The organism is Cryobacterium sinapicolor (assembly GCF_004403465.1).
GTDB lineage: Bacteria > Actinomycetota > Actinomycetes > Actinomycetales > Microbacteriaceae > Cryobacterium > Cryobacterium sinapicolor.
The window spans coordinates 20,452-44,620 of the sequence record NZ_SOGQ01000034.1 but is presented as its reverse complement, the minus strand read 5'-3'; the positions used below and the strand labels follow the sequence as shown (position 1 = coordinate 44,620).

General features: G+C 67.9%; 21 protein-coding genes. 14 read left to right on the top strand and 7 right to left on the bottom strand.

The window, feature by feature from the left end; all coding sequences use genetic code 11:
- Positions 1 to 67: 67 nt before the first annotated feature.
- Positions 68 to 1,465 carry a hypothetical protein gene (locus E3T28_RS07405; RefSeq protein ID WP_134429399.1) on the bottom strand — a complete coding sequence of 466 codons (1,398 nt, stop codon included), beginning with the start codon at positions 1,463 to 1,465 and terminating at the stop codon, positions 68 to 70.
- Positions 1,466 to 1,597: 132 nt separating this feature from the next.
- Between E3T28_RS07405 and E3T28_RS07400 the strand changes: the two genes are divergently transcribed.
- The 7 genes from E3T28_RS07400 to E3T28_RS07370 are packed head-to-tail and all read left to right on the top strand — an operon-like array spanning position 1,598 to position 8,733.
- Complete coding sequence (locus tag E3T28_RS07400) at positions 1,598 to 2,557, top strand: glycosyltransferase (protein ID WP_166786956.1); 960 nt, start codon at positions 1,598 to 1,600, stop codon at positions 2,555 to 2,557.
- 43 nt (positions 2,558 to 2,600) lie between these two features.
- Positions 2,601 to 3,290: a glycosyltransferase family 2 protein gene (locus tag E3T28_RS07395; protein WP_241979220.1), complete on the top strand. Its 690-nt coding sequence runs from the start codon at positions 2,601 to 2,603 to the stop codon at positions 3,288 to 3,290.
- A gap of 24 nt (positions 3,291 to 3,314) precedes the next feature.
- Positions 3,315 to 3,698: a DUF2304 domain-containing protein gene (locus E3T28_RS07390; protein ID WP_134429394.1), complete on the top strand. Its 384-nt coding sequence runs from the start codon at positions 3,315 to 3,317 to the stop codon at positions 3,696 to 3,698.
- Entirely contained in the window at positions 3,695 to 4,663 is a 969-nt protein-coding gene (galE, locus tag E3T28_RS07385) for a UDP-glucose 4-epimerase GalE (RefSeq protein ID WP_134429392.1), read from the top strand. Before E3T28_RS07390 ends, galE (E3T28_RS07385) begins: the two co-directional genes overlap by 4 nt.
- The gene (locus E3T28_RS07380; RefSeq protein ID WP_134429390.1) at positions 4,660 to 5,946 is read left to right on the top strand and encodes a hypothetical protein; all 1,287 of its coding nucleotides are present in this window, start codon (positions 4,660 to 4,662) and stop codon (positions 5,944 to 5,946) included. Before galE (E3T28_RS07385) ends, E3T28_RS07380 begins: the two co-directional genes overlap by 4 nt.
- Positions 5,943 to 7,577 carry a DUF2142 domain-containing protein gene (locus E3T28_RS07375; RefSeq protein WP_134429388.1) on the top strand — a complete coding sequence of 545 codons (1,635 nt, stop codon included), beginning with the start codon at positions 5,943 to 5,945 and terminating at the stop codon, positions 7,575 to 7,577. The genes E3T28_RS07380 and E3T28_RS07375 overlap by 4 nt, the downstream gene beginning before the upstream one ends.
- Positions 7,570 to 8,733, top strand: a complete 1,164-nt coding sequence (locus E3T28_RS07370; protein ID WP_134429386.1) for a glycosyltransferase family 4 protein — start codon at positions 7,570 to 7,572, stop codon at positions 8,731 to 8,733. Before E3T28_RS07375 ends, E3T28_RS07370 begins: the two co-directional genes overlap by 8 nt.
- On the opposite strand, the gene E3T28_RS07365 is transcribed toward E3T28_RS07370, so the two are convergent.
- The 3 genes from E3T28_RS07365 to E3T28_RS07355 are packed head-to-tail and all read right to left on the bottom strand — an operon-like array spanning position 8,709 to position 11,832.
- Positions 8,709 to 9,806, bottom strand: coding sequence for a glycosyltransferase family 4 protein (locus tag E3T28_RS07365; RefSeq protein WP_134429384.1), 1,098 nt, complete (start codon positions 9,804 to 9,806; stop codon positions 8,709 to 8,711). The genes E3T28_RS07370 and E3T28_RS07365 overlap by 25 nt on opposite strands.
- The gene (locus E3T28_RS07360) at positions 9,803 to 10,960 is read right to left on the bottom strand and encodes a hypothetical protein (protein WP_134429382.1); all 1,158 of its coding nucleotides are present in this window, start codon (positions 10,958 to 10,960) and stop codon (positions 9,803 to 9,805) included. Before E3T28_RS07360 ends, E3T28_RS07365 begins: the two co-directional genes overlap by 4 nt.
- Positions 10,957 to 11,832, bottom strand: a complete 876-nt coding sequence (locus E3T28_RS07355; protein ID WP_134429380.1) for a glycosyltransferase family 2 protein — start codon at positions 11,830 to 11,832, stop codon at positions 10,957 to 10,959. The genes E3T28_RS07360 and E3T28_RS07355 overlap by 4 nt, the downstream gene beginning before the upstream one ends.
- 58 nt (positions 11,833 to 11,890) lie before the next feature.
- On the opposite strand from E3T28_RS07355, the gene E3T28_RS07350 reads away from it, so the two are divergent.
- Positions 11,891 to 13,060: a glycosyltransferase family 2 protein gene (locus E3T28_RS07350; protein ID WP_241979219.1), complete on the top strand. Its 1,170-nt coding sequence runs from the start codon at positions 11,891 to 11,893 to the stop codon at positions 13,058 to 13,060.
- Positions 13,060 to 14,094, top strand: a complete 1,035-nt coding sequence (locus tag E3T28_RS07345) for a glycosyltransferase family 2 protein (RefSeq protein WP_241979218.1) — start codon at positions 13,060 to 13,062, stop codon at positions 14,092 to 14,094. Before E3T28_RS07350 ends, E3T28_RS07345 begins: the two co-directional genes overlap by 1 nt.
- 25 nt (positions 14,095 to 14,119) lie before the next feature.
- Here the strand turns inward: E3T28_RS07345 and E3T28_RS07340 are convergent, their stop codons facing one another.
- Both E3T28_RS07340 and E3T28_RS07335 read right to left on the bottom strand, forming a co-directional pair.
- On the bottom strand, positions 14,120 to 15,421 hold the full coding sequence (locus E3T28_RS07340) for an O-antigen ligase family protein (protein ID WP_134429376.1): 1,302 nt from the start codon (positions 15,419 to 15,421) through the stop codon (positions 14,120 to 14,122).
- 19 nt (positions 15,422 to 15,440) lie between these two features.
- On the bottom strand, positions 15,441 to 16,745 hold the full coding sequence (locus E3T28_RS07335) for an O-antigen ligase family protein (protein WP_241979217.1): 1,305 nt from the start codon (positions 16,743 to 16,745) through the stop codon (positions 15,441 to 15,443).
- Between the two features lie 81 nt (positions 16,746 to 16,826).
- On the opposite strand from E3T28_RS07335, the gene E3T28_RS07330 reads away from it, so the two are divergent.
- Both E3T28_RS07330 and E3T28_RS07325 read left to right on the top strand, forming a co-directional pair.
- Complete coding sequence (locus E3T28_RS07330) at positions 16,827 to 18,503, top strand: FAD-dependent oxidoreductase (RefSeq protein WP_134429372.1); 1,677 nt, start codon at positions 16,827 to 16,829, stop codon at positions 18,501 to 18,503.
- Complete coding sequence (locus E3T28_RS07325) at positions 18,500 to 18,784, top strand: metal-sensitive transcriptional regulator (RefSeq protein WP_134429370.1); 285 nt, start codon at positions 18,500 to 18,502, stop codon at positions 18,782 to 18,784. Before E3T28_RS07330 ends, E3T28_RS07325 begins: the two co-directional genes overlap by 4 nt.
- Before the next feature lie 169 nt (positions 18,785 to 18,953).
- Here E3T28_RS07325 and E3T28_RS07320 read toward each other — a convergent pair whose 3' ends face one another.
- Entirely contained in the window at positions 18,954 to 20,132 is a 1,179-nt protein-coding gene (locus E3T28_RS07320; protein WP_134429368.1) for an acyl-CoA dehydrogenase family protein, read from the bottom strand.
- A 131-nt stretch (positions 20,133 to 20,263) separates the two neighbouring features.
- Here E3T28_RS07320 and manA point away from each other — a divergent pair, with 131 nt between their 5' ends.
- The 3 genes from manA to galE (E3T28_RS07305) all read left to right on the top strand — a co-directional run bounded on the left by manA (position 20,264) and on the right by galE (E3T28_RS07305) (position 24,134).
- On the top strand, positions 20,264 to 21,676 hold the full coding sequence (gene manA / locus E3T28_RS07315; RefSeq protein WP_134429366.1) for a mannose-6-phosphate isomerase, class I: 1,413 nt from the start codon (positions 20,264 to 20,266) through the stop codon (positions 21,674 to 21,676).
- A 275-nt stretch (positions 21,677 to 21,951) separates the two neighbouring features.
- Positions 21,952 to 22,908, top strand: coding sequence for a hypothetical protein (locus E3T28_RS07310; RefSeq protein ID WP_134429364.1), 957 nt, complete (start codon positions 21,952 to 21,954; stop codon positions 22,906 to 22,908).
- Positions 22,909 to 23,159: 251 nt separating this feature from the next.
- On the top strand, positions 23,160 to 24,134 hold the full coding sequence (galE, locus tag E3T28_RS07305) for a UDP-glucose 4-epimerase GalE (RefSeq protein ID WP_134429363.1): 975 nt from the start codon (positions 23,160 to 23,162) through the stop codon (positions 24,132 to 24,134).
- Positions 24,135 to 24,169: the final 35 nt, after the last annotated feature.

Genomic DNA, 24,169 nt, shown 5'->3' with positions numbered 1-24,169 from the left:
CGTAGTTTTCGTAGAACTGGCCCCATGCCTACAGCGCACGGGGCCAGTTCTTTCTGCAACTGGGGTTTTAGGCCAGCAACGGGGCACTTACGAGAACGTAGGCGTAAAGGGCGACCGAGTAGGCCACGAGGATGCCGACGGCCCAGCGGTTCCGAATTGTGAGACCGGCCAGCAGCAGGAACGACCCCACGATCGAGGCCCCGTACCGAGGCGGAAGCGGAAAGTAGTTGCCGGTCGTCACATGGATCATAATTGCGAGCATGGGCGCGAAGAACAAAGCGGCCATAGTAACGGACACCACGATCGGGGTGAGTTTCGATCCCTTGCGCAGGGTCCAAAACGCCCCCAGGACCCCGGCAACACAGATCCACGTGAGCGGTGCAACCACGAAGCCCGGAATTGCGTAGGCGAGGTCGGTCGAGCCCGTGACATTGACGTTGGAGACGATCGCGCTGGGAAGGAATGTCGCGACTTGGGAGACGAGCTCCTCAGGTGTGAGTGGAATGCCGATCGCCTGATCGACGGGGATTCCGACCGCTTCCGCTGAGCGGAAGGCCAGCCAAGCCAGCTGGGCGGTCACCGATGCGCCGAGCGCGAGGACGGCGAAGAAGAGCAATCCAAGCGATGACCGGTTCCGCTGATACGGTCTGCGAGTCTTCCAACCGGCCCAGTGTGTTTCTTTCCGCTCCAGCAGCCACAGTATGAGCAGGTACAGAGCAGCGAGGCAGACGCCGAGAACATTCGTCACTTTGAAGAGCACCGCTGCCGTTGAGATCACCGCCAGCCACCACCCGGACCATTGGCCCCGGCCGATCTTCACCGCCGTCAGGAGGAGGAGGATGCCGAAGGCGAGGGAGGGAGCGTCCGTGCTGATATAGGTATAGGTCCACCAGGCGAACGGCGATGCGATCAGGGCCAACCCGAGCCCGAGGATGACCGGGCGCCGGATGCGCCATTGCCGAAGTAGGAGGTGCAGAAGCACGGAGGCCAGCCCGAGCCAGAGCGCCCCCGTGACCCGCCATGACGAGAGTTGATTGATGCCCGTGACCGTGTGGACGGCGTCTCCGACCACGCGCGTCACCGCGAAGTAGGCTGGAGTGTACGCATCGGCCGACGTGACGCCCTTGTACGGGAACACCGACAGGTCTGCGACGCTGCTGCCGCACGCCGGGCCCATCGGGCCGTACGGCGTGACGCCGTCGCAGGACATGATGACGAGGGCTTCCTTGCCGATCTTCTCGCCCTCGTGCACGATGCCCTGTACGGGAAGTTTGAACAGGTAGTCGACATAGACCCATTCGTCAACAGGGGAGAGAGCCGGTCCGTGGTTCGCGGTTACGACGGCTGACATCCCGAACGAGGCAATGACCAGAACGACCGGTACCCAGAGGGCGATGAAGAGGCGCCTCCATCGCGACTGGTATTTTGCGGCGGCTGTGACGGTTTGCTCGTGTGACACGGTCATATCAATCTCTTGGAGGCGACCCGGATTCCGTCGAGAATACCGGCGGCCCCGATAGCTGGAAGACGGATGGGGCGTTAACGGGTGCGCGCGCCGTCTAATGGGCCGCATACCATGGGTACTTCGACCTTAGTCGTGAGCGCAGATAATCCCCGGCAAAGGGGTGCAACGAACAGAAGGATGGATAGTACCGTGAGCCCAGTCGGCGAATCCTTCGAACCGATCACCGTGGTGATCCCCGTCTACAGCGGAGTCGAGCCTGGCCATCTGCGCAGGGCCCTCGGGAGTATGCAGGATCAAACTCTCCCTGCCGACGAAATCCTGATCGTGGAGGACGGGCCTTTGGGCACGGGCCTTGACGCGGTCGTGGCCGAACTCGGCGGGGTCGACTCCCGGGTGCGCCGAATCTCGCTGGCGCAGAATCGGGGCGTGGCCTACGCGATGCAGGCGGGCATTGAAGCGGCGAGAAACCGCTGGGTCGCCCGGATGGACGCCGATGACGTCTCCCTGCCCAACCGGCTGGAAATGCAGGCGCAGGCCGCATCCGGTGGGCACTATGCGGCGATCGGCGCCGCCATGCTGGAATTCGAGGGCGACGAGGAGAACATCGTCGGACTGCGGGTGATGCCGCTCACGGAAGAACGAATCCGGCGATACGTTCTGACCAACAGCCCGATCAACAATCCGACGCTCTTCCTGGACCGGGACGCAGCCCTGGCGGTCGGCGGCGTGCGTCATGTCCCCAATATGGAGGACTATGACCTGTTTGCCCGGCTGGCTGCCGGGGGCTATCCGATGCTGAATCTCGCTGAACCACTACTCCTGTTCCGGGCTGACCCGGCCATGTTCAAGCGTCGGTCCGCCCGCGGGATGTTCGCCGCGGAGGTGCAGATGCAGCGCAACCTGCGCTCGTACGGTCTGATCAGAACGCCCCGAATGTACGTGAACCTGCTTGTCCGAAGTGCGTTCAGAGCACTTCCGCAACGCGCCTTGAGGTTCGCCTACGCGCTGTTGTTCCGGGTCCGTCCCGCAGGGAGCAAGGGCCTAGGCTCGAAAGAGAATGGGAAAGGCACAGCCAAGTCCGATGGATTATGAAGCAGATGATATGACTAGGGACGTTAGTCCGATGGATCCGGCGATGAGCGACGCGGACCGGATAATCGCGGAAAAGACGTGGCTCGTCATTCCGCTCTTCAATGAAGCAGCCGTGGTGGGAGACGTCATCCGTTACGCCCGGGAGACGTTCCCCCACGTCGTTTGCGTGGATGACGGCAGCACCGACGACTCGGCCCAGGCGGCGCGCCGCGCTGGTGCCCACGTCGTGCACCACCCCATCAACCTAGGTCAGGGTGCGTCGCTGCAAACCGGACTTCGATACGCACTCACCGACCCGGGGGCCGAGTATTTCGTGACCTTCGACTCCGACGGGCAGCACCGGGTAGAGGACGCTCTGGACATGGTCAGGCGCCTGGCGACGGAGCCGCTGGACATCGTGGTGGGGTCGCGCTTCCTCGACGACCGCACGAAACCCGGCGCGATCAAACGGCTGGTCCTCAAGGCCGCCGTCGTCTTCCAGAACGTCACATCAGGTGTGCGCCTCACGGATGCGCACAACGGACTTCGTGCCCTGTCTCGCCAGGCGGCGAGTTCGATTCGAGTGACCCAGAACCGGATGGCCCACGCCTCCGAGATCGTCAACGAAATCGGGCGGTTGAAGCTCCGTTACGCCGAGCAGCCGGTGCACATCATCTATACGGATTACTCGAGGTCGAAGGGCCAGTCCGTCTGGAACTCCGTCAACATTGTCAGCGACCTCATCTTCAAATGATCGGACTGCGAGGGACGGAAACCCATGGACGCTAATCAAATTCTGATCAAGGTTGTCTTGATCACAGTCTTCGCCGTTCTGGGCTTGGTGATCCTCCTACCCCGGCGTGGTGCGCGGGGCATGGCCATCCGCCGTCTGACACTGTTGCTGGTCATGGTGAGTGCGGTCATCGCCGTCATCTTCCCGAACCTGACCAACGCGGTCGCCTCCGTGCTGGGCGTGGGGCGCGGAACGGATCTGCTCCTCTACGGGCTGATCGTGGTCTTCCTCGGCTTCGCCGTCACGTCCTCCGCTCACAACCGGCGACTCGACCGTCAGATAACCGACCTGGCCCGCCAGATCGCACTGACCGAAGCACCCACGGCGCAGGACGGCCGAACCCCGACGGAAGATGTCAATCCCGCATGACAACCCTGGTGACCGGTGGCACAGGCTACATCGGAGCTCATATCGTTGATCTGCTGCTCAAGCAGGGGCGCTCGGTCGTGATCGCGGACGACGTCGTCACCGGCATCGAAGCACGGGTGCCCGGGGTGCCGATCCTGCGCTTGGAGCTGTCGGAAGACACCGCGGTCGCACGCCTTCGCGACCTGATGATGGAGCACGATGTCGACGAGGTCGTGCACCTTGCCGCGCGCAAGCAAGTCGGCGAATCGGTACAGCGCCCCACGTGGTACTTCCAGCAGAACCTCGGTGGTCTGGCCAATCTGTTGGCGGCCATGGGCGAGGCCGGGGTGACCCGTCTGGTCTTCTCCTCTTCGGCCGCCGTGTACGGTAACGGCGCCGGGCTCCCGCTCCTGGAAACTGACGAGACACGGCCGGTGAACCCCTACGGCGAGACCAAGCTCGTCGGCGAGTGGATGATCCGCGACGAGACAGCGGCACGGCCACTGCGCGCGATCAGCCTTCGCTACTTCAATGTGGCGGGCGCCGCCCGACCCGAGCTGGCTGACCGCGCTGTGCTCAACCTGATACCGATGGTCTTCCAGAAAATGGCCGAGGGCCAGAACCCGGTCATTTTCGGTGACACGTACGACACGGCCGACGGCACGTGCGTTCGAGACTTCATCCACGTCGCCGATCTCGCGGACGCTCACCTGGCCGCGCTCTCCCGGCTGCATGAGCAGCCCGAGCCCTTCGACGTCTTCAACGTCGGCACCGGCCGCGGGTATTCGGTGCGTGATGTGGTCGACGCAGTGGCACGTGTCTCCGGCACCGACCTGCACCCGTCGATCGAGTCGCCACGCCCGGGCGACCCTGCCTCCGTGGTCGCCGAGGTCGACAAGATCGGTCGAGTCCTGGGATGGTCAGCAATCCGCTCCCTGAGTGACATGGTGAGTTCGGCTTGGAGCGCCCAGGAATCATCTCGGTGAGTGAATCCACCGGCAGCGGCCGGCGGGGAAAGCTCAGCATCCTCCTCATCGGGGGAGCCGCCGTGGTGGCCGGGGTTTCCGGTTATCTCGTCACCCTGGCGGTGGCCCAGCAGGCCGGCCTCGCTGCCTATTCTGTGTTCGCTGTCTTCTGGGCCGTTCTCTACTTCATTGTGGGATGTCTCTTCGGCCTTCAACAGGAGATGACCCGGGCCGTGTCGGCGCGTACCCGCGCACTCGCCACCGCCGAGGTGCCCGGGCAACCCCGCGTTCCGGTCCCGAAGTTCGTTCTTCTCGCGGCCGGGATCGTTGGTATTGCGATCGCGGTGAGTTTCCCCCTCTGGGCGCTCCCCGCTTTCGGGGCGAGTCAACTCGGACTGGTCCTGCCGTTGGCGGTGGGAGCGGTGGCCTGCGTCGCGGTCGCCTCCCTCAGCGGGGTCCTTTCCGGACTCGGACTCTGGGCCGACCTAGCTCTGATCGTGGGCCTGGACGGCGCTCTGCGCCTCGCAGCGGTCCTGTCGGTGCTCGCGCTCGGCGGGGACCAGACCTGGCTGGCCTGGGCCGTGATCGCACCGTTCCCGATCACGATGGGAACCGTCCTGGTGGTTGCCCGCAAGCGGTTGGCGCTTGCACGTTATGTCGACGGCACCTATCGCAGCCTGCTCTGGAACAGCTCCCGCACCATGCTGGCGGCTGCGGCCATGGCGGCGATGGTCACCGGGTTCCCGGCGCTCCTCGCGCTGTTCGCTGACGGAGTCGACCGGGCCTATTTCGGCGCTCTTATTCTGGCCATCACGCTCCTCCGGGCGCCCCTGCTCGTGCCGCTCACTGCATTCCAGAGTTACCTGCTGGTCTTCTTCGCGTCCCGTGAAGCGAACATCATCCGCGCTCTGGTCCTTTTTCTCACGGTCGTCGCGATCGGTACTGCGGTCTTCGCGGGGATGACGGCGCTCTGGGGCGAACAGGTCTTCGTCTGGCTGTTCGGCGTTACGGTGAGGCAGGTGAGCGACCTCCTGGTTCCGCTGGTGTTCGCATCAGGGATGATCGCGGGGCTCTTCGTGACCGGGCCGGCCGTTCTGTCCCGTGACAGTCACACCGCCTATACGGCCGGATGGGTGGTTGCGGCCGTCATCGCCATGGGCGCGGTGCTGATGCCCTGGGCGATCGGTGATCGTGTGATTGCAGCCCTGGTCATCGGGCCCGCCGCCGGTCTGTTCATTCACATCACGGCTGTCGTGCGGACGTCTGCGCAACGGCGAGACCGCCTCTCACGAGACGTGTCATGAGGGTGCTGTCTTCCCGGAAGGCGCTCCGTGTTCGCCACAAACCAGCGCACACCCGGTCCGTTTTCTGGACGGCCTTCGCCCTGATGGCGATGCTCGCCACCCTGTGGTCCCTCGCCAGCCCGATCTTCTCCGTCCCCGACGAGAACGCCCATGCCGCCAAGGCCATCGCACAGGTGCGCGGTGACCTGACCGGACACCCCGTGGCGGGGGTCAGACACTCCGTCGTCGACCTGCCGGAGGAGTACTCCTACAGCCAGCAGATCGTCTGCTACCTGTTCCACCCCGAGATGACCGCGGACTGCGGGTTCGAGCTAGGGGATTCAGGCGGCGCCGACTGGTTCAACACCTGGGTGAGCGCGTACAACCCGATCTACTATTACCTCGTCGGCTGGCCGACCCTTCTGTTCGACGGATCGGCCGGGATCTACTCCATGCGCATCGTCAGCGGCTTGCTGTGCTCCGTCTTCGTGGCCTGGGCCTTCCAAACCGCGATGTCGGTGTGGCGTTCCCGTTGGCTGCCGTTCGGGCTGGCCTTCCTCGCTACGCCCATGGTGCTGTACCTCTTCGGTGCGGTGAACCCCAACGGCATCGAGGTCGCGGCGGCCGGTGCACTCTGGATCTCCCTGCTCCGGCTCCTGCAGCACTTCGACGGCCGGGACGCGGGAGTGGTGTCGTCACTGTCCCGCCGCTACCTTTGGACGATCGTCACGGTGGCATCGATCGTGCTGGCCACCGCCCGCGCGACGGGGCCGCTGTGGCTCGTGGTCGTGGTGGGCCTGTGCTTCGCTGCCACGGGGTGGAGGGCGGTGAGGACCCTCTTCACGACGGGTTCCTCCTATGTCGCGCTGGCGTCGGTGGCGGCCGGCGGGCTCTTCTCGATTCTCTGGACCCTCCGGGGTGGCAGCCTGTCCGGCCAGGCGGATGCCTCGGACGCGCCCCAGGTGGGGGCATCGTTCATGCATGGCTTCGCGTATGTGATCCAACTGACCCCGGACTATATCCAGCAGGCCATCGGGTTCTTCGGCTGGCTCGACACGCCTCTGTCTGTCGCCGTCTACTGGCCGTTCGTGGCCGCCCTGGCCATCCTGGTGGCGCTCGCTTTCGCCGGGCTGGACCGGCGCAGCGTGGTGACCATGGGGATCGTCACGGGAGCCGCGCTGCTGGTTCCTGCCCTCGTGCAGGGCTACAGCGCGCACCAGACCGGCATCATCTGGCAGGGCCGCTACGGACTCTTCCTCTACGTGGGGGTGACGCTCGTGGCCGCGTGGCTCCTGTCCGGTCGGTCGGGGCGGCGTCTCGCGTTCCTGTCCACCCGGCTGACCTGGATCGGACTCACCCTCTTGGCCGCCTACGGCCTGGCCGCGTTCTTCCTGGTGCTGCGGCGCTACGTGGTCGGCACGGAGCAATCGTTCAGCACCATCTGGGAGAACCCCGATTGGGAACCACCGCTGGGGGCGTTACCCCTGGTCGCCCTCTATGGCCTCGTCTCGCTCCTTTTCCTGCTGTGGGCGGGCCGGCTCGCCGCGCGAAGCGCCCGTGCCGAAGCCGAAGCCGAAGCCAACTCCGTCGGCGATACCAACCCCGGCGCGTCCGCGTCGCCCGAGCCGGAGACCGAGATGATCCGTGCCTGAACCGCGGGTCGCGGTCGCCTTCGACTGCCTGTTCCCGGTCAACACCGGCGGCGGCGAACGGGTCTACCGCCGCCTGGCGGAGCTTTTCATCGAGCGTGGGTGCACGGTCGATTACGTGACCCGCGGTCAATGGCCGACGGATGCGCCCCCGGCGGCGCCTTTCACCATCGTGCCGGTGTGGCAGGGGGACATCTACGATGCCGGCGGCACCCGCACGCCGCGGAGCGCTGTCGCTTTCGCCTGGGCGCTGTTCCATCATTTCCTCCGCCGGCGCGGGAGCTACGACATCGTGGTCGTCAGCACCCTGCCGGTGCTGAACCTGTTCGCGGTGCGGCTGGCCCTGCTCGGCACGCCCGCGCTCGTTGTCGCCGACTGGCTCGAGGTCTGGCCGTGGACGAAGTGGCGGGAGTACGCCGGCGCGCTGCCGGGAACGATCGCGTTCCTGCTGCAGACCGTGGGCATCCGTCTCTGTGACGTACACACCGTCAACAGCGCGTTCACCGGCGCCCGGCTGCGCCGCTATCGGCGCAGCGCCCAGCCGGTCACGCTGGGACTGGTCGATCTCGTCGGCGCCGAGCCCGATGCCACGACCGAGCGGCCGGTCGACCCCTACCTGGTCTTTGTGGGCCGGCACATCGCCGACAAACGCCTGATCGATCTCATTCCGGCCCTGCGAGAGGCCCGTCACCAGGCGCCAACCCTGCGCGCGGTCATCGTGGGCTCCGGCCCTGAAACGCCCCGCGTGGCCGCGCGGGTGGGCGAACTCGGCCTGGCCTCCGCCGTCGAGCTGCGAGGGCGGGTGAGCGAGGGCGAGCTCCGGGGCCTCGTGCAGGGTGCCCGGGTGCTGGTCAACCCGTCGGCCCGGGAAGGGTTCGGGCTCGTCATCGCCGAGGCGGCGGCATTCGGCACGCCCAGCGTGGTGGTGGCGGGCCCCGACAACGCCGCCGCGGAGCTGGTCGTAGACGGCGTCAATGGCTTCGTGTCCGTCTCCGTGGGCCCGTCCGAACTCGGTGCGGCCATCGTGCGGGCAGTCGAGGCCGGTGAGCCGTTGCGCCGCACTACCCTGGACTGGTTCCGGCGCGAGCGGCTCAGCCACGGCCTGAGCGCTTCGGTCGACCAGATCCTGGCGCGTTACCGCTCGGAGAGGGCCCGCTGAAACGACGCCACCGTGTGCCGGGCGGTCCGCGTCCACGAGAAGGCGCGGGCGCGCTCACGGCCCTGCTCTGACCGGCGAGCCAGCTCGGCCGGGTCGTCAAGTAGGCGGGCTACTGTCGCCGCGAGGGCGGCGGCATCCTGCGGCGCCACGTACACGGCCGCGTCGCCGGCGACCTCGTGCAGCACCGGGATATCGGAGCAGACCACGGGGCAGCCTCGGGACATGGCCTCCAGCACCGGCAGGCCGAAGCCCTCGAACAGAGTAGGGAACACGATCAGGCTCGACTCGGCGTAGAGCCGGTCAAGTTCCTCAGCGCTCAGCCAGCCCCGCAGCGACACCCACGCCTCCAGATCAAGCCTGGCTACAACGGGGGCGAGTGGGTCATCACCGTGGCTGCCGGTGACCGTCAGGTGCGGCCGGGACGCGGCGGGGATCAGGGCGACGGCCTCCAGCAGCAGGGGGAAGTTCTTGTGCGGCATCCGGTTGCCCACGGCCAGCACGTGGCGTGGCAATCGGGGGAGGGGTGCCGCGGGCGGGCAGGCATCTGTGTCCTGGCCCGCGAGCGGCACCACGTCGACGCGGGCGGCCGGAACCCGAAGGAAGCGCACGATGTCGTCCGCCGAGGCGACGCTCACGGTGAGAACGCGGCGGGCGCCGTGCGCGGCCACCCGAATCATGGTGCGGAGAATACGCGAGTAGGCCCCCGGCACGTATTCCGGATGCCGGAACGGCAGCAGGTCGTGCACGGTCAGCACCACGGGCACCCGCGACCAGAACGGACCGAGGTTCGCCGGGCAGTGCACCAGGTCGGCACGCAGCCGCCGAGCCGCGCGGGTGACGGAGAAGAGCTCACCGCGGGCCCAGGCGATCCGGTTCTCGCCGCTGATGCCGGAGTCGATGATCGCGCCCGGGAACCAGGACGTGTCCGAGCCGGCGAGTTCGCTCGAGGCGAAGCCGACGAACTCTATCCCGTCGGCACCTCGTTCGATGCGACCGTACACCTCCCGCACGTACGACTCCATGCCGCCCTTGCGGCCGGTGAAGAAGAGCAGATCGACGAGGACGCGGCTCACGCGGCGGCCGCCATCGCCAGCGCGGCGGCGCGTACCCGGTGGCGTCGTGCGAGCTCGTAGACCACGGCCGACGCCAGTTCCGCGACGAGCAGACCCAGGAACACGGCCGACAGGCTGTGCAGGGCCAGGCCGACTCCGGCCAGGGCGAAGGCCATCACGGAGACGGCGGCGCGCAGCCCGGTGAGCAGCCGAACCTCGCCCATCCGGCGCAGCGCGGCGAACGGAATGGTCGTGGCAAGCGACGCGGCCCGCCAGCCGCAGGCGAGCACCAGCGGCAGGATCGTGGCCGAGCTGGTCCAGACGCCGCCGAAAACGAAGCCGAGCACGCCCGTGAGTTCGAGCACGACCAGCACCACCACGGCTGCCAGGACCGCACCCGCCGACACCGCGATATCGAGGCGGGAGTGCTCCTTGAGCAGGCGCAGGCGCATGAAGTTCAGGGGGATCGCGAGCAGGCCGGACACCGTCGCGATGGCCGTGAACAGCACCGCTTCATCCGGTCCGATCAGCGTGAGGATCATGGTGTTCAGGAGCGGGTAGATCACGCCGGTGATCGCCGTGTCGGCCACCACCCAGCCCAGCACGGCCGGCTCTGGGCGGCTGGCCCGGTGGGTCACCGGTAGGCAGCGCACCAGGGTGGCCAGGGCGATACCGGCCACGAGGGGGATCAGCGCCCAGTCCTGACCGGTGAACGCGGCCAGCACGCCGGCGAGGGCGCCCAGACCCACGAAAACGGATGCCCAGATCTCCCGCAAGTCCAGGCGCTCGGCGACCGAGACGCCCCGGCCCACCTCGAGGGCCGCGATCAGCAGGGGCAGGCCGAGGCAGAGCACGACCGGATTCGTGGCGTTGAGTGCGATCACCGCGGCGGCGACCAGGGCGAGGCCCGCCAACCAGAGCGGGAACACCACCCGGCGTTCGGTGGCGGCCGAACTGAGCCGGGACTCCAGAACGACCGCGAAGGTGAGCTGGCCGGCGAAGGTGGCCACCATTACCGCAACGGCGATCAGGCCCTGCTCCGGGCGACTGAACAGCCGGGAGGAGATGGCGACCGTGGCCGCGGGGATGACGGCCAGTGACACGCCCCCGAGCAGGGTGATCAGACTGAGGGTGGCCCGCCGCAGCCGGAGGGGGGAGGGCAGGTCGGCCGTCACCGGGTCACCGCGGTGAGCGTGCCGGCCGGGCCGAGGGTGCGCCCGAGCATCCCTTCGAGGCGACCGAGGAACACCCACCAGCCGTCGAGGAGGGCGTTCGTGCCACGGTTGCGCAGGCCGAAGAACAGGCCGCCGCCGAGGAACGCCAACCGCCACCACGACGGGTACTTCCAGCGGGTCACCAGCCGCCCCAGCCCGCGGCCGTAGCCGCGCAGCTTGTGGCGTCGTTCCGCGCTGCTGAGCCCGCTCGGGTCGCTGATTCCGCCCACCGTGAGCGAGGGCGGCTGCCAGGCGAAGCCGGCCTGCTCCCCGGCACGGATCAGTTTCAGGAGCAGATCCGTGGCCTCCCCGGCCTGCCACGGCGTCGGGGCGCCGGTGCCGATCTCCGGGTCGAAGCCGCCAATCCGGTCGAACATGGTGCGCCGGATCAGGATGCCCATCTCGATCACGCTCCAGACCGTCCACCGGGTCAAGGCCGCGCCCGGCTCGGGCAGCACGAACTTGGGCCCGTTCTCGTCGACCACGGTGAGGGCGCCTGCATGGAACGTCTCAGCCAGGAGCCGCATCCGGGCCAGAGCGCCCTGCGGGTACCAGGTTGTGTCATTGGGGAAATTGAGCATCAGATCCCGGTCGGCCGGAAGTGCGGCGACGCCCGCGTTGCGGCCGCGGGCCGCACCGAGCGGCGACGTCATCACGATGATTCGCATGCTCTCCGAGCGGTAGACGGATGCGAGCGCCTCCACCTCCGGCAGGTTGCGCTGGGCGACGACGACGAGGGCGTCCGCGGCGAGAAGCTGGTCGGACAGAGAATCGAAGAGTCGTTTCAGGCCCTCGACACGGCCGAGCGTCGTCACCACCAGTCCAAGGTCCACACAGCACATTCTGTACGATGATGGAGCCAGACCAACAATGACGGGACTTGCACCACGCATGCCAATCACCGAAACCATTGAACTTTCGATCCTGATGCCGTGCCTCAACGAGGCCGAGACGCTCGCGATCTGCATTGACAAGGCCCAGGGATATCTGCGGCGCAGCGGCATCTCCGGTGAGGTCCTGATCGCCGACAACGGCAGCACTGACGGGTCGCAGCAGATTGCCGAGGCCCACGGGGCCCGGGTGGTGGATGTCACGGAAAGGGGCTACGGCAGCGCTCTGATCGGGGGTATCGAGGCCGCCCGGGGCACCTTCGTCATCATGGGCGATGCCGATGACAGCTACGACTTCAGCGAACTCGACGGCTTCGTCGAGCGGCTGCGCGCAGGCGACGAACTGGTGATGGGCAACCGCTTCCGAGGTGGCATCGAACCCGGCGCCATGCCGCCGTTGCACAAGTACCTGGGCAACCCGGTACTGTCCTGGATCGGACGGTCCCTGTTCCGTTCCCCGATCAAGGACTTCCATTGCGGGCTGCGCGGATTCAACCGGGAGTCGATGCTTGCCCTGCACCTGCAGACCTCGGGCATGGAGTTCGCCAGCGAGATGGTCGTCAAGTCCACCCTGGGTGGGTCCCGGGTGAGCGAAGTGCCCACCACCCTGAAGAAGGACGGCCGCAGCCGGCCGCCGCACCTGCGCAGCTGGCATGACGGCTGGCGGCACCTCCGCTTCCTGCTCATCTTCAGCCCGCGCTGGCTCTTCCTCATCCCCGGGGTGGCCGCGTTCCTGATCGGTCTGGTCGGTACCGTGCTGCTCGGTTTCGGGCCCGTCGTGGTGGGGGAGGTGGGCTTCACCTACTCCAGCCAGATCTACCTGGCCGCTCTGGCGGTCGTCGGCTATCAGGCCTTTCTGTTCGCCCTGCTGACCAAGATCTACGCCCAGCACGAGGGCTTCCGAATCCCCCGAAGCCGCAACTTCGAGCGGCTCGAGAAACGCATCAGCCTCGAGAGTGGAGCGATCCTCGGAGTTGTGCTGTTCGTGATCGGCTTGGCCATCGCCCTCTCGCAGCTGATCGGCTGGGCGTCCACTGGATACGGCGCGCTCGAGGCCGGCACCACCATACGGGTGGCCATCCCCTCGGCCCTGCTGATGATGTTGGGGTCGCAAACGGTCATGGGTGGCCTCTTCCTCGGGGTGCTCTCAGTCGGCCTGAAGCGACGCTGATGAGTCGTTCAACCGGTACCGCCGCCCGCCCACCCATGTCCGCTGTGTCGCGCGTGTCCGTGGCGCTCTGCACCTATAACGGTTCCGAGTTCATCGAGGAACAGTTGCGCAGCATCCTCGGCCAGAGCGCGCCCGCCCAGGAGATCGTCGTCTCCGACGACGGCTCCACCGATGGAACCCCGGCTGAGGTGGAACGCGTCTTCGCCGCGTGGAAGGCGGAGCATCCGCGGAAGACCGTGACCCTGCGACTGATCCGCAACCCGGCGCCGCTCGGCGTCACCGCGAACTTCGAGCAGGCGCTCGGCGCCTGCACGGGTGAGCTGCTCGCACTCAGCGATCAGGATGACGTGTGGCCCCCGGAGCGGCTGGCCCTGCTGGCCGCCGAGTTCAACGCTCGCCCCGACCTGCAATTGCTCCATACGGATGCCCGACTCGTCGACGAGGCGGGCCGGCAGACGGGCCGTACCCTGCTCGCCACCCTGGGGGTCTCCGCCGCCGAGCGGGCCGCGGAGCATGACGGGCACGCCTTCGACATCCTGCTGCGCCGCAACATCGTCACCGGCGCCACCGTGATGCTGAGTCGGGGGCTGGTGCAGCGGGCGCGCCCGTTCCCGGCGGCGTGGGTGCACGATGAATGGCTTGCGGTCGTGGCCGCCGCGACCGGGGAGGTTGACCTGCTCGAACTTCCGTTGCTGGACTACCGGCAGCATGCGGGTAACCAGATCGGTGCCTCCAGCCTCGACGCGGCTGGCAAGCTGGGTCGGCTGCGGGCGCCGCGCACGGCGCGCAACGCCCGTTTGCTGGTCCGAGCCCAGTCGCTGCAAGCGCGGGCCGCGCAGTTGCAGCCTGCGCCTTCGGCCGCAACACTCGCTCTGATCGACGCCAAGCTGGCCCACGAACGCCGCCGAAGCACCCTTCCGGCCCTGCGCGCGGCCCGGGTCGCCTCCGTCTTCGAGGGCTGGCGTGTCGGTGACTACCGTCGCTTCGGACTCGGCCTGCAGGATATTCTGCGTGATCTGGTGCAGCCGGTCTGAGCACTCGACTCCCGGCCGGCGCCCGCTACTCCGGGTGCCGGTGCGGCGTGGGCTGCAGCAGGCTGCGCCAGCTCTTGCCCTGCGCGGCCTTCACAGCGCAGATCAGCAGCAGCAGCCAGCCGAAGTCGACCAGCACGGTGCTTTCGGCCGCCGACGTGACGAGCAGAGTCACCAGCACGAGCGGCGACCAGACGTAGACCATTGAGCGCTTGTCGGAGGCGAGCAGCCACGACCGCCAGAACGCGAGCAGTACGAGCGCGAGGAATGCCAGGAGGCCGACCAGGCCGACCTGGAAGTAGACGTCGAGGTACGCGTTCAAACCGGAGGTCTGCGGGCGCCCGGTGACGAAGCTGAGCCAGCCGTAGGGCGTGACGTCGACGGGCCACCGGCCGGCCCAGCCCCAGCCCTCGAGGGGGTTCAGCGTGGCCAGACGCCAGATTTCGCCCCACAGTGTGGTGCGGGCCTCGAACTCGCTACCTGCGTTCAGCTGGTCGGTGATGCGCGCGCGGGCCGCGACCGCGATGATGCCGGCCACGACAGTGCCGCCGAGCAGCCCGGTCTGCAGCAGCCATCGGTTCGCGGCGGGCGTGGCGCGCAACCAGATCAGCGCCAGCGCGGCGAGGCCCACGAACAGGGCCACCACGAGGATGACGGGGGAGCGGGTGAGCAGCAGGCCGAATACGGCCAGGGCGATGGAGCCGATGCCGAGCCCGCGCCGCACCGACCGGGACCGCAGCTCGACCGCGAAGGTGACCGCCGCGATCAGCGAGACCAGCCCGAACACGTTGCGGGACCCGAAGAGCCCCTGCACGGGCCCGAACGAGTCGATGTTGCCCTGGATGCCGAGGAAGACGAAGGGGGTGTCGAGCAGCAGGCCGGAGAGCACCTCCAGGGCCAGGGACAGTCCGAGCAGCACCCGCAGCACGTCGCCGGTGGCGCGGACGACCTGGATGGTGTCGCGGGCCAGGGCGATGTAGATGGCCAGGAAGGTGAAGGCGAGCTGGTAGAGCGCGGCGCTGAGGGTGTGCAGCGGGTAGCCGGACCACAGCACCGACAGGGCGCACCAGCCCACGAAGACCATGATCGAGATCGGCAGCAGCCCGTGCCAGTCGACGCCGGCCCAGCGGGCGGTGAGCGAGAACGCGGCCAGCACGACGAGGCCCACGAGAATGCCCACGACGCCGGGCGGGCCGATCACGGCGCGCAGGGCGGTGGCCGCGAAGGCGAAGCCGATGATGACCAGTGTCAGCGAGGAGGCGAACTTGGGGGAGGCGAACAGTCGCTTGAACTGGTCCGGCACGGCGGGGGAATTCGCGCGGTAGGTCATGACATTCCCACGCTACCGCCTACGGCATCCGTTGATTGGTGGCCTGCTGCCGCTTCGTGGTCACGGCGAGCACCACCAGCAGCAGCCAGCCGGACTCGATCAGGATGCGGCTCTCGGCCAGGGTCTGGGCGATCAGGGCCACCGTCAGCAGCAGCGGGAGCAGGGCGGAGGCCGCGTACGGTTCCGTGTCCTCGAGGGCGCGCCGCGGCCGGTCGACCGCGAGGAACCAGCTGCGCCAGAGGGTGGCGAACACGAGGGCGGCGAGGACGATCAGCCCGAGGATGCCGAGCTGGAGCCAGACGTCGAGCCAGGCGTTATGCGCCTGCAGGTAGACGACGCCGCGGCGCACGGCGAGACCCTCGAACGGTTCGACCCAGGGAGCCCAGTAGCTCACCCAGCCCCAGCCGAACACCGGGCGCTCGGCGGCCAGCCCGGTCACGCTGCGCCAGATGTCGAGACGGCCGGTGAGGTCGGCGGACTTGCCGAGCAGGGTGAGTAGCGTCGGCGTGAGGACCGCCAGGCCGGCGCCGCCGACGATCACGGATGCCGCAGCCGCCAGATACACCGGCCGGCGCCCTTCGGGGGCGCGGCGGCGGGCCCAGAGTGCGAAGAGCAGTGCCAAGGCGACGGCGGCGGCGGCGAGCGTCACGGTCGCGGACCGGGTCAGCAGCAGCATGAGCGACGCGAGGCCCAGCCAGGCCAGGCCCCAGCTGCGGCTGACGGTGCCGGCGGCCAGCTGCACGGCGAACACGATCACGGCCATCAGCGCCACGAACCCGAGCAGGTTGCGGTTGGCGACGATGCCCTCGATCGGGCCGCCCTGCAACAGGATGCCGCGGGACCAGTAAAACGACTCCGGCACGTCGCGGGCGCCGTAGTCGACCCAGAAGGGGAGCACGGCCTGCCGAACGAACACGGCGACGATCAGCTCGAAGGCGAGGGACAGGGCGAGGATCCAGCGCAGGGCGGCGGACAGCGTGCGCAGCAGCTCGGCCCAACTCAGGCACAGGGCCAGGAAGAGCGCGGCCAGGGTGGTGACCCACTGCAGGGTGACCCCGATCAGGGACGCGCCGAGATAGAACGACCAGGCCAGCGACAGCGTGGCCAGGCCGAGGAAGGCGATGAGCGATTTCGGGAACCGCGGCCACATCCAGTCAGGTTTCAGTCTGATCAGGGCGACGACGGCGCCCGCGACAACGAGCAGCGCGATCGTGCCGTAGCCCCACCAGCCGAACAGGCTGCGCCAGAACTGCCCGGCCAGGGTGGAGAAAAAGACGAGGGTCGCGAAGCTGCGAACCACGAATCGGCTCTGGACGGCGGGCATGTGTCTAAGGCTAGAGCGTGCCGGGGCGGTCATCTGTCATTTTTCATACCCCCTGGGGTATAGTTATCCCGGAGGTTCGAAATGAAAACGATCATTGTTGGTGGAGTCGCGGGTGGAATGTCGGCGGCGACGCGTTTGCGTCGGCTGGACGAGACGGCCGAAATCATCGTATTTGAGCGCGGCCACTATGTCTCGTTTGCGAACTGCGGCCTGCCCTATTACGTCGGCGGCGTGATCACCGACCGGAGCAACCTGCTGCTCCAGACGCCCGAATCCCTCGCGTCCCGCTTCCGCCTCGACGTACGCGTCGACCACGAGGTCACCGCGATCGACCGGGCAGCGAAGACCGTCACCGTGCGTCGGACGCAGACCGGCGCCGAAACCACCGAGACGTACGACCGACTCGTCCTGGCCGCCGGCGCCACGGCCCGGACCGGGATCACCCCGGCCGGCCTCGCCACCCGCACCCTGCGAACGGTCGACGACGTCGACCACATCACCGCCCTGCTGGCCGGCGTCACGGGTCAGGCCTCCGCCGTCGTCATCGGCGCCGGGTTCATCGGCCTGGAAGCCGTCGAAAACCTCGTGCACCGCGGCGTGCACGTGACCCTGGTCGAGTTCGGCTCCCAGGTATTCGGGCCGTTCGACGCCGAGATGGCCGCGCCGATCTTCGACGAGCTGCTGGTGCGAGGCGTCGACGTGCGCCTGAATACGACCGTCGCCGCCGCCGCCGACGGGGGAGTCGAACTCAGCGACGGATCCGTCGTCCCGGCCGACCTCGTCATCGACTCCGTCGGGGTGGTCCCCGACACCTCGCTCGCCGCCCTGGCCGGAATCACGATCGGCGCCAGCGGCGGCATCGCCGTCGACGGCAGCCAGCAGACCAACGATCCGGCGATCTACGCGGTCGGCGACGGCGTCGAGAAGATCGACGCCATCGATGACAGCGGCATCCTGATCACCATGGCCGGTCTCGCGAACCGGCACGGTCGGGCTGCTGCCGACAGCATCGCCGGTGAGCCTGGAACGGCGTCCCCGGCGCTCGGCACCGCCATCCTCGGCATCTTCGGCCTGACGGCGGCCATGGTCGGCTGGAGCGAGAAGCGCCTCGTTCAGCGCGGCCGCGCGCACCGGGTCGTGCACACCCACCCGGCCTCCCACGCCACCTACTACCCCGGCGCCGAGACCATGTCGATGAAGCTTCTGGTCGACCCGGCGACGGATGCCATCCTCGGCGCCCAGATCGTCGGCGGCAGCGGCGTCGACAAGCGCATCGACATCCTGGCGACAGCGATGACCGGCGGGCTGACGGCATCCGCGCTCACCCGCCTCGAGCTGGCGTACGCGCCGCAGTATTCGTCGGCGAAGGACCCGATCAACCAGCTCGGCTACGTCGCCGACAACCTCGCCGCGGGTACGACGCGTGCGCTGCAGTGGCATGAGCTGGCCGCCGCCCGGGCCGCGGGCGCGGTGCTCGTGGATGTGCGCTCGGCGGCGGAGTTCCAATCCGGGAGCATTCCGGGTGCGATCAACGTGCCACTCGACGAACTGCGGGACCGCCTGGCCGAACTGCCCGACGCGCCTCTGATCGTGCACTGCCAGGTGGGCCAGCGCGGCCACACGGCTGCGCGCATCCTCAGCCAGATCGGGCTGGACGTGCGGAACCTCGACGGCGGCTACCGCACCTGGACCGCTGGTGTTACCTCCCTCGGCCTGATGAACGTCAGCGCCGCCAAATCTGAAAGGATTTCGGCATGACCGAAATCAGCGCTGCCCACGTCGCCGGGGAGCAGAACCAGAAGAAGATTCTCAACCGGTTGCGCCGGGCCCAGGGCCAGCTCGCCGCCGTGATCTCCGCGGTCGAGGCCGGCGGCAGCTGTAAGGATGTCGTCACCCAGCTCGCCGCAGTGTCGAGCGCGCTCGACAAGGCGGGCTTCGTCATCGTCTCCACGGCGATGCGCGAGTGCCTCGACAACCCGCAGGGGGAGAACTCCCTCACGGTCGAGGAGCTGGAGAAGCTCTTCCTGACGCTGGCGTAGCGCCTTCCGCGCGTCACCCAGCCCGGCGTCGAACCAATTCGACGGAGATTCTCTCGAAAAAGCTCGTTTCCACCCGGTTCGGGCCCGATTTCGGCAAAATCTCCGTCGAATTCGTTGGGGGTTCGCGGCCGGAGGACGGTCGCGCACCCTGACTCGGGCTCCGACGTCGCTAGACGAAGGCCGCCTGCCCGGTGATGCTGCGCCCCACGATCAGGGTGTTCATCTCCCGGGTGCCCTCGTAGGAGTAGACGGCCTCCGCGTCGGAGAAGAAGCGGGCCACCTCGTACGAGAGCACAATGCCGTTGCCGCCGAAGAGTTCGCGGCACCAGGCGACCGTCTCGCGCATCCGTGCCGTCGTGTAGAGCTTGGCCAGGGCGGCGTGCTCGTCGCGCTGGGTGCCCTCGTCGAGCATCTGCGAGACCCGCACGACCATGCCCAGGCTGGCGGTGATGTTGCCGAGCGACTTCACCAACAGGTCCTGCACCAGCTGGTGCCCGCCGATCTCCTTGCCGAATTGCGTACGCTCCTTCGCGTAGGCGACGGCGGCCTCGTAGGCGCCGATCGAGGTGCCCACGGCAGCCCAGGCCACCTCGGCGCGGGTCAGGCGCAGCACCTTGGCGGTGTCCTTGAACGAGTTCGCGTTCTGCAGCCGGTTCTTCTCGGGCACGACCACGTTCTCGAGCACGATGTCGGCGTTCTGCACCGAGCGCAGGCTGATCTTGCCTTCGATCCGGGTGGCGGTGTAGCCGGGGGTGTCGGTGGTCACGATGAAGCCCTTGACCATCCCGTCGGCGGTGTCCTTCGCCCAGATGATGGTGATGTCGGAGAAGGTGGCGTTGCCGATCCAGCGCTTGGAACCGTTCAGCAGCCAGGTGTCGCCGGTGCGAGTGGCCGTCGTGCGGAGGCCCTGCGCCGCGTCCGAGCCGGAGAGCGGTTCGGTCAGCCCGAACGCCCCCACGATCTCCCCGCTCGCCAGACGCGGCAGCCATTCGTCGCGCTGCTCCTGCGACCCGGTCGCCGAGATGGTGCCGCAGGCGAGTCCGTTCTGCACCCCGACGAACGTGGCGACGGATGCGTCCACGCGCGCCGTCTCGAGGGCCACGAAGCCGCGGAACACCGCTGAGTTCTCGAAGGGTCGGGTCTCGGGCCAGCCGAAGGAGTAGGCGCCGAGTTGCGCCAGCGGACGGATGACCTCGGCCGGGAACTCGGCGCGCTCCCAGCATCCGTTCACGATGGGCCGAACGTCGGACTCGAGATAGGCGCGCAGATTGGCCAGCGCGGTTTTTTCCTGATCGGTCAGTAGATTCTCGTAGCCGTAGAAGTCGCTGGGAAGTAGCTCGAAGGTCATCAGGTGCTCCATTGCAGGGGGCGACGGCCTCGCTTGCGGCGGTCGGCGAATGCTCGCAGCCTATGGGCGCGGACCGGCTCGCCGAAAGCGGTTGGTAGTTTGGTCTAAACCGAAGAGTGCAGGAGAGCGCCATGTTTGTGGGCATCACCAATTCGCCGCGGGACTATGCCTGGGGTTCGACCACCGCCATTCCGGGTCTGCTCGGCTATGCGGCGTCGGGCACACCGGAGGCCGAGCTCTGGCTGGGCGCGCACCACGGTTCGCCGAGCATCATCACCGACCCCGAGCAGGTCGGCGGCCACCGCACCCTGCTGGACTGGATCCAGGCAGATCCGGAGGCGACCCTCGGTGGTGTGCCGACCGCGCCTGCGTCACCGCGGCTGCCGTTCCTCTTGAAGGTCCTCGCGGCCGGTAAACCGCTCTCGCTGCAGGCGCACCCGACTTCGGAGCGGGCGCGCATCGGCTTCGGGTTGGAGAATGCGGCCGGTATCCCGCAGGACGCGGCGGACCGCAATTACCGTGACCCGTTCCACAAGCCCGAGCTGATCTTCGCCCTGAGCGACACGTTCGAGGCCCTCTGCGGGTTCCGCGAGCTGGGTGAGATCCGCGGAATCCTGGGCGAACTCCGCGCCCTCGACGTGGCCTCGGAGCACCCGCAGCCCGGCGCGCTCGATGCGCTCGAGCGGCACCTGCTCGGCCCGGACGCCCTGCGCGACTGCGTCGACTGGCTACTGCGCGACGGCCGTGGCGGCGACTCCGGCGAGGTGGCCTGGCTGGTCGAGCGGGTGGTCGCGCTCGCCGAGAGCGCTGCCGGCTTGGCGGAGAGCGGCGCGATCCTCGACTTCCCGCTCGAACTCGCCACCGTGCGGGACCTCGCCCGCGCGTACCCGGGGGACCCCGGCGTCGTGATCTCGCTGTTGACGAACCGGGTGTCGCTGAAGCGCGGCGAGGTGCTGTACCTGCCGCCCGGCAACATCCACGCCTACTTGTGGGGCCTCGGCGTGGAGCTGATGGCCGCCTCGGACAACGTGTTGCGCGGTGGCCTCAGCCCCAAGCACATCGACGTCGACGAGCTGCTCGAGGTGCTCGACTTCACGCCGCTGCCCGTGCCGTATCTTTCGCCCGTGGTGTCGTCGCGGGGCGTCTCGGAGTACCGCCCCGACGTGGATGACTTCGTGCTCATGCACATCGCGGCGGAGGCTGAGGGGGCTGGTGTGGGTGCTGGTGCTGGTGCTGGTGTGGGTGCCGGTGCGGGGGCGGGTGCCGGTGCGGGTGCCGGTGCGTCGGCCGGCGTCGCCGGAGTCGGTGCCGCCGCTGCCCCTGCCGGCCGGGATGCCGCTTCGGCTTCGAACGCGGGGGTGCCGATGCGGCAGGTCACGCTGACGGGACCCGCGATCGCCATCTGCACGGCCGGGGGATTCCTCGTGGCCGGTTCGGGGTCATCCGCCGCCCTCAAGCGCGGCGACTCGGTCTACATCACCCCCGACGAGGGCATGCTCACGTTCGCCGGCAGCGGCGAGGTCTTCCTGGCCACGACCCCCTAGGCCCGGTCTCTCACCAATTCGACGGAGATTTTGCTCCAGAACCTGTTTGTCGCCCGTTTCTGGGCCATCTGGGGCAAAATCTCCGTCGAATTCGTTCACTGTCGAATTCGTTCCTTGGCGCAGTCGTGCGCTGCCGCACTGGAGCGCTGCCGCAGTCGAGCCGGGTGCGGGTGCGTCCGGGAAGTGAGACCCTCCCCAACTCGTGGCGAGGGTGGGTTCTCCCCAGGGTGACGGATGCGGGGCGCCGGGTCGACCCCGCTGCGAGACTCCGGACCATGCGCTCGCTCACCAGGGACATCGTCGACCACGGACTCTTCGTCAAGCGCGCCGCACTCCGTGCCCGAGGCTGGAGCGATGGCAGCCTCCGCGGCGCGGTGAGCCGCGGAACGATCGTGCGGGTGCGCACGGGCTGGTATTCGGTGCCGTCGGCGCCGCAGCCGGCCGTTGAGGCGTTCCGGATCGGTGGGCGGCTCACCGGATTGAGCTGCCTCACGTCCTACGGGATCTGGACCCCGGCCACCGGCAAACTCCACGTCAGCGTCCCCAGTGCGGCGCGCGGGTTGCGGCGACCGACCGATATGCGCGCGCGGTTGGATGTGCTCGACGGCGTGCGGTGCCGCGTGACGTGGAGTGATGAGGCGATCGATGGGCGCGGGGACTGCGTGTGGCGCACCGGCGTGCGTGAGGCCCTGGTGCATATTCTGAACAACCACGACCGGGTGACCGCGATCGTGTGTCTCGATGCGGCGTTGCACAGCGCCCAGGAAAACGGCGTCGGTATCGTCCTCGACGATCTGGACTGGATCTTCGCCCGCGCTCCGCTGCGGGTGCAGCCCTGGCGCCACGAGGTCGACGGGCGCGCCGCCGCGGGTGGTGAAACGGAATTCCGGCTCAAAGCACTGGCCGCGGGCATCCCTTTCGTGCCGCAACCGTTCGTCACCGGGGTCGGGCGTCTTGACGGCCAGATCGGGCCGTCGACCTTCGTGGAGATCGACGGAAAAGACTGGCACGACGATTCGCTTGCCTTCGAGGCCGACCGGGAGCGCGATCTGCTGGTCGCGAGCAAGAACGGGCGCACACTGCGGTTCAGTTACGCACTTCTCCGCAAACAGTGGGGGTTGTGCGTGCGGGCGATGGTCACGGCGCTGGAGTTCGACTACCGGCGCGAGCCGTCGACCGCGTTCCCGCATTTCCCCGAACGGATGCCGCGGGTCCGCCGCCGCACCGGCTAGCGATCGGCTCGGTTCCCGATCCCCATGGTCGCCGCCCCGGCGCATCCATCGCCAGTGGCCGCCGACCCCGCCGACCCCCCCCCCCCTCGCCCGCCGGCCGGACGAATTCGACGGAGATTTTCCCTATTCAGCCTCGAAAACCCTTGTTTGGGTGCGTCTGGAGCAAAATCTCCGTCGAATTCGTTCGGGCACCCGAGGCTAGGCTTGCAGGGCGGCAGTGCTCGATTGCCGTCAGATCTTGCGAGGTTCAAATGGCGTGGCTAGTCACCGGAGGTGCCGGGTATATCGGTTCCCACATCGTGCGTGCGTTCTTGGCGGAGGGCATCGACGTGGTCGTCATCGACGATCTCTCCAGCGGGCACGCCGAATTCGTGCCCGTGAATGTGCCGTTCGTGCGTGGCACCCTCCTTGACCGCGAGCTGCTGATGCGCACCTTCGCGGAGCACGCCGTGACCGGCGTCGTGCACGTCGCGGGCTACAAGTACGCCGGCGTCTCGGTGCAGCGTCCGCTGCACACCTACGAGCAGAACGTCACGGCCATGGCCACCTTGCTGTCGGTCATGCAGGAGAACGAAGTGGGCCGGATGGTGTTCTCCTCGAGCGCGGCGGTCTACGGCACCCCGCACACCGACCTGGTCACCGAGGACACCCCGAAGAACCCCGAATCTCCCTACGGGGAGTCGAAGCTGATCGGCGAATGGCTGTTGCGCGACCAGGCCATCGCCGCCGGATTGACGTACACAGCCCTGCGCTACTTCAACGTGGTCGGCTCCGGAGCGCTCGACCTGCGCGATACCAGCCCGCACAACCTCTTTCCTCTCGTCTTCGACGCGCTGATGGAGGGTCGCACCCCGAACATCAACGGTGACGACTACGCCACCCCCGACGGAACCTGCGTGCGCGATTACATCCACGTGGCCGACCTGGCCCTCTCGCACGTGGCCGCCGCCCGGCGCCTCGACGCCGGCGAGCCCGTGCTGCCCGTCTACAACCTCGGCAGCGGCGATGGGGTATCGGTGGGGCAGATAATGTCCACCGTGTCCGCCGTCACCGGAATCGACTTCGCGCCCGTGATCGGCCCGCGCCGCGCGGGCGACCCCGACCGGATCGTCGCCTCCGGTGAACTGGCGGCCCGCGATCTGGACTGGGCGATGCGCCACAGCCTCGAGGATATGGTGCAGAGCGCCTGGGAATCACGGCAGGCGGCATCCGTCTCTCAGCCCTGACCAAACAAATCGCACCTATTTTCGCTCTTGGGCGA

What these genes read in the sequence shown, in the direction of transcription:
- E3T28_RS07335 (WP_241979217.1), bottom strand. Translation starts at nt 16,745, where the DNA reads ATGCCCGCCGTCCAGAGCCGATTCGTGGTTCGCAGCTTCGCGACCCTC.
- E3T28_RS07345 (WP_241979218.1), top strand. Translation starts at nt 13,060, where the DNA reads ATGAGTCGTTCAACCGGTACCGCCGCCCGCCCACCCATGTCCGCTGTG.
- E3T28_RS07340 (WP_134429376.1), bottom strand. Translation starts at nt 15,421, where the DNA reads ATGACCTACCGCGCGAATTCCCCCGCCGTGCCGGACCAGTTCAAGCGA.
- galE (WP_134429363.1), top strand. Translation starts at nt 23,160, where the DNA reads ATGGCGTGGCTAGTCACCGGAGGTGCCGGGTATATCGGTTCCCACATC.
- E3T28_RS07310 (WP_134429364.1), top strand. Translation starts at nt 21,952, where the DNA reads ATGCGCTCGCTCACCAGGGACATCGTCGACCACGGACTCTTCGTCAAG.
- E3T28_RS07405 (WP_134429399.1), bottom strand. Translation starts at nt 1,465, where the DNA reads ATGACCGTGTCACACGAGCAAACCGTCACAGCCGCCGCAAAATACCAG.
- galE (WP_134429392.1), top strand. Translation starts at nt 3,695, where the DNA reads ATGACAACCCTGGTGACCGGTGGCACAGGCTACATCGGAGCTCATATC.
- E3T28_RS07390 (WP_134429394.1), top strand. Translation starts at nt 3,315, where the DNA reads ATGGACGCTAATCAAATTCTGATCAAGGTTGTCTTGATCACAGTCTTC.
- E3T28_RS07375 (WP_134429388.1), top strand. Translation starts at nt 5,943, where the DNA reads ATGAGGGTGCTGTCTTCCCGGAAGGCGCTCCGTGTTCGCCACAAACCA.
- E3T28_RS07320 (WP_134429368.1), bottom strand. Translation starts at nt 20,132, where the DNA reads ATGACCTTCGAGCTACTTCCCAGCGACTTCTACGGCTACGAGAATCTA.
- E3T28_RS07350 (WP_241979219.1), top strand. Translation starts at nt 11,891, where the DNA reads ATGCCAATCACCGAAACCATTGAACTTTCGATCCTGATGCCGTGCCTC.
- E3T28_RS07395 (WP_241979220.1), top strand. Translation starts at nt 2,601, where the DNA reads ATGAGCGACGCGGACCGGATAATCGCGGAAAAGACGTGGCTCGTCATT.
- E3T28_RS07325 (WP_134429370.1), top strand. Translation starts at nt 18,500, where the DNA reads ATGACCGAAATCAGCGCTGCCCACGTCGCCGGGGAGCAGAACCAGAAG.
- E3T28_RS07330 (WP_134429372.1), top strand. Translation starts at nt 16,827, where the DNA reads ATGAAAACGATCATTGTTGGTGGAGTCGCGGGTGGAATGTCGGCGGCG.
- manA (WP_134429366.1), top strand. Translation starts at nt 20,264, where the DNA reads ATGTTTGTGGGCATCACCAATTCGCCGCGGGACTATGCCTGGGGTTCG.